The organism is Streptomyces crystallinus, assembly GCF_039521265.1.
In the GTDB taxonomy this organism is placed as follows: Bacteria; Actinomycetota; Actinomycetes; order Streptomycetales; family Streptomycetaceae; genus Streptomyces; species Streptomyces crystallinus.
Map to the genome: position 1 here is coordinate 48,407 of NZ_BAAACA010000029.1, position 5,448 is coordinate 53,854.

A 5,448-nucleotide genomic window follows, 5' to 3' on the forward strand; every position below is an offset into this window, starting at 1 on the left:
CTTTTCGTCCTTCCCGGCAGCGGGTACGGTTAGGTAAGCCTCACCGAATAGGGGATGGCTGCAAGACCGTTCCTGCCAGGGAGGTGAACCGCGTGTACGTCTGCTCTTGCTTCGGCATCACCGACAAGCAGGTCGAGCAGCACGCGGCCGCCGGCGCCTGTACGCCGCGCCAGATCGCCTCGGCCACCAAGGCCGGCACGGACTGCGGCTCCTGTGTGCGCACCATCCAGGGCCTGCTCGGCCGCGGCGCCTGCCCCCGCCGGGAGCTGCTGGAGAAGGGCGAGGTCAGCGCGGTGCTCGCCACCGACCAGGCGCTCGCCGAAGCCGCCTAGGTCGCTGAAGCCGCCCAGCGCCGAAGCGCCGGCTTTCGAAGCCGCCTAGCTTTCCGGCTGCTCGATGAGCTGGGCGATGTACAGCGCCTCACCGAGCTTCTCGACCAGTTCGAGCTGGGTGTCGAGATAGTCGATGTGGTGCTCCTCGTCCGCCAGGATCGACTCGAAGATGTTCGCCGAGGTGATGTCGCCCTTGGCCCGCATGACCTCGATCCCGCGCTTGAGGCGGTCGATCGCCTCGACCTCCACCTGCCGGTCCGCCTGGAACATCTCGGTGACCGTCTGCCCGATCCGGACGTGGAAGAGCCGCTGGTAGTTGGGCAGCCCGTCCAGGAAGAGGATCCGGTCGGTCAGCACCTCCGCGTGCTTCATCTCGTCGAACGACTCGTGGCGCGTGTACTTGGCGAGCTTCGTCCAGCCGAAGTTCTCCTGCATCTTCGCGTGCAGGAAGTACTGGTTGATCGCGGTCAGCTCGGCGGTCAGCTGCTCGTTCAGGAACTCGATGACCTCGGGGTCGCCCTGCATCGCAGAGGCTCCTTCCACACGGGAGAGGGGCAGATTCGCGCGCATCCTCGCACCGCGCGCGGGGAGCGTCCAGTAAGTGCACGCTTAGTAGGAGTTGCCCGAATCGGGGTGCTGCTGGTCATGACCACCCCTCGCCGTCTGTCACCATGGAGTCATGGGTCAGCCGGAACGCCCGGAGCAACGGGAAGCAGCGCAGTCGGAGCTTCCCCCGGGGCAGCGGCTCCAGCGCGGCTGGCCGGTCACCCACTACGGCCCGGTCCCCAGGTTCAAGCCCGAGCGGTGGGAGTTCCGGGTCTTCGGAGCCACCGCCGACGGCGACAAGCACTGCTGGAACCACGAGGAGTTCACGGCCCTGCCCTTCGCCACCGTCGTCGCGGATCTTCACTGTGTCACGAAGTTCTCGATGCTGGGGGCCGAATGGGGCGGTGTCCTCGCACGTACGGTCGCCGAACTGGCGCCGCCCGCTCCGGACGTCACGCACGTGATGGTGTGGGCCGAGTACGGCTTCAGCTCCAATCTGCGCCTCGCCGACTTCCTCTCCGACCGTACGGTCTTCGCCACCCACAAAGGCGGTGAGCTGCTGACCGCCGAGCACGGCTTCCCGGTACGGCTGGTGGTCCCGCACCTGTACGCCTGGAAGGGCCCGAAGTGGGTCCGGGGCATCGAGTACATGACGGCGGACCGGCGCGGCTTCTGGGAGGAGCGGGGCTACCACAACGTGGGCGACCCCTGGCGGGAGCAGCGCTACTCGTACCAGGAAGAGCCCGGGGACGGCCCCGAGCTCTGAGTCCTGGTGCGTGCGCCGGGCGCGCTGGTCAGTGGTGGTACTGGTGGACCACCGCGTGGCCCTTGCCGCGGCCGATCATCCACTTGTTGACCGGTGTGGTGATCACGAAGGCGAGCGCCAGGGAGATCACCAGCGAGCCCCAGAACAGCCCGTCCGAGAGCGTCGCGTCCATGGCGGCCGGCCAGAGCGCGATCACCCCGTTGTCGATCAGCTCCATGACGGCGATGGAGAGCGTGTCGGCGGCGAGCGCGACCTTGAACGCGGTACGGAAGTCGACACCGGCCTTGGTGATGCCGCGCAGGGTGAGCGAGTAGCCGAAGAAGAAGGCCAGGACGATGGCCAGCACCATCGTGGGCATGTTGCCCCAGCCGAGCGCGGTGCCCACGATCATCCCGAGCACCTCACCGATGGCGCACCCGGTGAGGCAGTGCAGGGTGGCCTGCGCGGCCATGGCCCAGCTGACCTTGCCGCCGCCGTGACCGTGACCGTGATGGGCGTGGGTGTGCGCGTCGCCGTGGGGCTGGTGGTCGTGGTGACCGGAGTGTCCGGCGTGAGTCTCGTGGCTGCTGTGGCCTTCGTGACCCGTGTGCCCACCGTGGCCCGAGTGGCCAGCGTGCTCACCGTGACCCTCATGACCCTGGTGGCCCTGGTGGCCCTGGTGGCCCTCGTGCGTGCCGTGCTCGGTGTGCTCGGTGTGCGTGTGCGACTCGTGCTGCATGACTTCCCCCAACGCCGGATGACCGTTCCTGTCGATGACAAGAACGGTATACCCCCCAGGGGTATTCCTCAAGAGGGAAGATCAGCTCCGCAGGGACTTCAGCAGCGCGACGTCCGCCGCCTGCCCCTCCTTCCCGCCGGGCGTCTCGATGATCAGCGGTACGCCCTCGGTCGCCGGGTGTGCGAGCAGCTCGCGGAACGGCTCCGCGCCTATGTGGCCCGCGCCGATGTTCACGTGCCGGTCCAGATGGGAGCCCACGCCCTCCTTGGAGTCGTTGGCGTGGATCAGCTTGAGGCGCCCCGCGCCGACGGTCTGCACCAGCAGGTCCAGGGTCTGCGCCGCCCCGCCGGGCCCGGCCAGGTCGTGCCCGGCCGCGTGTATGTGGCAGGTGTCCAGGCAGACGCCGAGCTTCGGGTGGGCGTCCAGCGCCTCGAAGTACGGGCCGAAGTCCCAGGTCCGCGAGCACAGCGAGAAGCCCTGCCCGGCCGTGGACTCCAGCAGCAGGAACGGGTCGTCGTCGTGGGTCAGCTCGTCCAGGAGCGGCAGCAGCCGCTCCCGTACCTGCGTCAGCGCCTCGGCACGCGGCCTGCCGCCGGTCGCGGAGCCGGTGTGCACGACCACCCCGAGCGCGCCGATCTCCCGGCCCCGGCGCAGCGAGTGCCGCAGCGACTCCACCGACTTCTCGGTGGTCGCCTCGGTGTGCGAGCCGAAGTTGATCAGATACGGGGCGTGGACGTACGCGGAGATGCCTTCGGCGGCGCACTCCGCCCGGAACTTCTCGTCCTGGGCGGGGTTGCCGACGGGCGTCGCCCAGCCGCGCGGGTTGGCGACGAAGACCTGGACGGTCTCGGCGCCGAGGTCGCGCGCGTAGGCGAGGCCGGTCGTGGCGAGGCCGCCGGCCACCGGAACGTGGCCGCCGATGGGGTTGCGCATGGGGTGGTTCAGAGTCCCTTGGTCTTGATGGTGATGGTGGAGCCCTCCGGCGCCTGCGAGCCGGCCTCGACGGACTGACTGGCGATCTCGTCGCTGAGGAACGGGAAGCCGTGGTCGACCTTGACCTTGAAGCCGGCCTTCTCCAGCTCCTTCTGGGCGTCGCCGGCCTTCTCGCCGGTCACCTTGGGCACGGTGACCATCCGCGGCCCCTTGGAGACGGTGAGCGTGACCGTGTCGCCCTTGGCGAGCCGGGAGCCCTCGGCCGCGGACTGGGCGGCGACGCTGCCCGCCTCCTGCGGCGAGTTGACCTGCTCGGGCGCGATCGTCACTGCCAGGCCCTGGTCCTTGAGGGCCGAGGTGGCGTCCTCCACCGAGTCCCCGACGACTCCGGGGACCTCGACCGGAGCGCCCTTGCTGACGACCAGGGCGACCGCGGTGTCCGCGCGGCGCGGGGCGCCCGCGGCCGGCGTGGTGCTGATGACCGAGCCCTGCTCGATGTCCTCGTTGAAGTCCTCGGTGACCGCGCCGGGGGTGAGCCCGGCGTCGGACAGCGCCTTCTTGGCGTCGTCCAGCGGCTTGCCGCCGACGTCGGGGACCTTGACCATCTCGGGGCCGCGCGAGACCACGACGGTCACCGAGGCGTTGCCGCGCACGCGCGCGCCGGTCTCCGGGTCGGTCTGGATCACCGTGCCGCGCTTGACGGTGTCGCTGTAGCGGCGGTCGACCTTCTTGACCGAGAGGCCCGCGTCCTCCAGCCGCTTCTTGGCGGCGTCCTCGGTCTGCCCGATGACGGCGGGGACGTGCGTGAACTGGCCGGAGTTGATGTACCAGACCCCGGCGCCGACCCCGAGGACCAGCAGGACGGCCACGACCACGGCGAGCAGGCCGCGCCGCCCGTTCAGGACGAGCCGCGGCCGTCCGCCACGCACGCGTGCGGGGGCCGGGCCGGGCGGCGGCATGGTCAGCCGGCTGGTGCGGTTGACCGGGTCCTGCTCGGCCGGGAGCGGGACCGCGCCCGCCGTGGGGGCGCTGCCCCGGGGCGGGGTCGCCACCGCGCGCGGTATGACGCTCGTACGGTCCTCGGAGCCGGAGGTCCCGGCCGCGGGCAGGGCCTGCGGGGGCACCGCGTCCAGCTGCTCGTCGGTGAGCGCGGCGCGTGCCTGGCGGGTCTGCGCGAGCAGGCCCACGGCGTCGTACGGCCGGGCGTCGGGGGTGCGGGCGGTGGCCGAGGCCACCAGCTCGTCCAGCTCGACGGCGAACCCGGGCACGACGGCGGACGGCGCGGGCACGCCCTCGTGGAGGTGCGCGTAGAGGATCTGGGCGGCGTTCTCGCCGGAGTGCGGCTTGGCGCCGGTGAGCATCTCGTAGAGCACGACACCGCACGCGTAGACGTCGGCCCGGGTGTCGGCGGTGCCCTGCTCGATCTGCTCGGGGGCGAGGTACGAGACGGTGCCGAGCACGCTGCCGGTGGTGCTGGTGACCGCGTCCACCGCTCTGACCAGGCCGAAGTCGGCGACCTTGACCCGGCCGTCGTCTCCTATCAGCACGTTCTCGGGCTTCATGTCCCGGTGGACGAAACCGGCGCGGTGCGCGGCGCCGAGGGCGGCGAGCACGGGCTCCAGGATGTCGAGGGCGGCCCGGGGCTGGAGCGCGCCGCGCTCGCGCAGCACGTCGCGCAGGGTGCAGCCCGCCACGTACTCCATCGCCAGGTAGACGTATCCGCCGTCGGTGCCCTGGTCGAAGACGCCGACCACGTTGGGGTGGGCGAGCCGGGCGACGGACTTGGCCTCGCGGATGAACCGCTCCACGAAGGAGCCGTCGGCGGCGAGCGCCGGGTGCATCACCTTGAGGGCGAGCACCCGGTCGAGGCGGGTGTCGACGGCCCGGTAGACCGTGGCCATACCGCCGACGGCGATGCGCGCCTCGACGCGGTAGCGGCCGTCGAGCACCTGCCCGACGAGGGGGTCCTGAAGGGTCGTATCCACGCCCCAGAGTCTACGAGCGCCCACGGACAGGGCTGGCGCCCTGGGGGTTCTGGGGCGGGACTGAAGCGGAGCTGTAACGCGCCGGGTGTTTTGCGGTGTCCTTGGCCGCGGCCCGGTGGCGGGTTGCTCGCGCAGTTCCCCGCGCCCCTGGGTAGTCCGGGGCGCGGG

6 protein-coding genes are annotated in these 5,448 nt (G+C 70.9%); 2 read left to right on the forward strand and 4 right to left on the reverse strand.

The genetic code is table 11. The features are described from left to right. Nucleotides 1-83 precede the first annotated feature (83 nt). Complete coding sequence (locus ABD236_RS21925) at nt 84-332, forward strand: (2Fe-2S)-binding protein (RefSeq protein WP_344075775.1); 249 nt, start codon at nt 84-86, stop codon at nt 330-332. Nucleotides 333-377: 45 nt separating this feature from the next. Here the strand turns inward: ABD236_RS21925 and bfr are convergent, their stop codons facing one another. Next, nucleotides 378-857 carry a bacterioferritin gene (gene bfr / locus ABD236_RS21930; protein ID WP_344075777.1) on the reverse strand — a complete coding sequence of 160 codons (480 nt, stop codon included), beginning with the start codon at nt 855-857 and terminating at the stop codon, nt 378-380. A gap of 154 nt (nt 858-1,011) precedes the next feature. Between bfr and ABD236_RS21935 the strand changes: the two genes are divergently transcribed. Continuing rightward, a complete protein-coding gene (locus ABD236_RS21935; RefSeq protein ID WP_329398123.1) occupies nt 1,012-1,644 on the forward strand; it encodes a sulfite oxidase-like oxidoreductase in 633 nt (210 codons plus the stop codon). A gap of 28 nt (nt 1,645-1,672) precedes the next feature. On the opposite strand, the gene ABD236_RS21940 is transcribed toward ABD236_RS21935, so the two are convergent. The 3 genes from ABD236_RS21940 to pknB all read right to left on the reverse strand — a co-directional run bounded on the left by ABD236_RS21940 (nt 1,673) and on the right by pknB (nt 5,280). Further along, nucleotides 1,673-2,362 carry a DUF4396 domain-containing protein gene (locus tag ABD236_RS21940; protein ID WP_344075781.1) on the reverse strand — a complete coding sequence of 230 codons (690 nt, stop codon included), beginning with the start codon at nt 2,360-2,362 and terminating at the stop codon, nt 1,673-1,675. 81 nt (nt 2,363-2,443) lie between these two features. Next, entirely contained in the window at nt 2,444-3,295 is an 852-nt protein-coding gene (locus ABD236_RS21945; protein WP_344075784.1) for a deoxyribonuclease IV, read from the reverse strand. 8 nt (nt 3,296-3,303) lie between these two features. Next, nucleotides 3,304-5,280 (reverse strand): Stk1 family PASTA domain-containing Ser/Thr kinase, encoded by a 1,977-nt coding sequence (gene pknB / locus ABD236_RS21950; protein ID WP_344075786.1) that lies wholly within the window; start codon nt 5,278-5,280, stop codon nt 3,304-3,306. Nucleotides 5,281-5,448: the final 168 nt, after the last annotated feature.